1 protein-coding gene is annotated in these 999 nt (G+C 39.4%); it reads left to right on the top strand.

Annotation, left to right across the window (positions count from 1 at the left end):
* Positions 1-246 precede the first annotated feature (246 nt).
* A partial coding sequence (locus DSM106972_RS50975) for an IS701 family transposase (RefSeq protein ID WP_127087850.1) occupies positions 247-999 on the top strand: 753 nt, incomplete at its 3' end.

A 999-nucleotide genomic window follows, 5' to 3' on the forward strand; every position in this document is an offset into this window, starting at 1 on the left:
ACTCATATCTTGCACCTACCGCATAAACCCATAAATTCAAAATAAAAACTGTAAAATTGCAACAGTAGATAAATAGCTTGACTACAGTGGACTAAAGTGTTTAAAAATGCTCTAAAAACGTAATATTACTTAGGTAGCTAAAAAAATTGCTCTTGCGCTCTTGATGCAATCACATGTGGAAATTTGCTTATTTGACCCAAAACGTGAGAAAAAGGGCGTGAAGTATATTTTAAAAAAGCAAGACAAATGCTTGCCAACGCCCAAGATTTAGTCTACAACCTTAAAGAATTAATGCCCACTGTTTACCAGAAAGAAAACCTGGAAGCTTTGCTGGGTCTGTTCTTGGAGGCTAATGGTCATGCTCTACCCGAACACTCGCAAACAAAATCGGCAAGCGCTCTCTCGCGATTTTTAAACATCAATCCTTGGTCAACACGAGATTTAATTCGTACTGTTCGTCAAGGCGCCTTACAACAAGTTTTGTCAGAGTCGGCGAAAGGACGCAAGCCTTTTTTACAGGTGATTATTGACCTAACGACCCTGGAGAAATGTGGTAAATTTAAAGAATTTGAGCATTTAATCTCAGTTTATAATGGCAAACGTGGGCTGCATTTGGTGGTGATTTATCTGGTTGTTGGAAAGTGGCGAATTCCTTGGAGTTTCCGCGTTTGGAGAGGTAAAGGCACTCCCTCTCCTGCACAGCTAGGATTAAAACTGGTTCAACATTTACCCAAATCGTTAAAATTAAACTTCAATGTGATGATTTTAGCTGATACAGCTTTTGGCAGCATTGAATTCATCCACGGCATACGAAAGTTAAAATACCATGCCATTACAGGTATATCTGTAAGTCGTAAGCTAACGGATGGAAGAGTTTTAAAACATCTCCATCAACAAGGGCAGCAAGTACGCTTAGTCGGTTTAAAATTCACCGTTACAGTCGCTTGGTACTATCTCAAACGTTCCAACGGCAGGCTTGAAAAAAGATGTGTTTTATCC

It is taken from the genome of Dulcicalothrix desertica PCC 7102 (assembly GCF_003991905.1).
GTDB classification, from domain to species: domain Bacteria; phylum Cyanobacteriota; class Cyanobacteriia; order Cyanobacteriales; family Nostocaceae; genus Dulcicalothrix; species Dulcicalothrix desertica.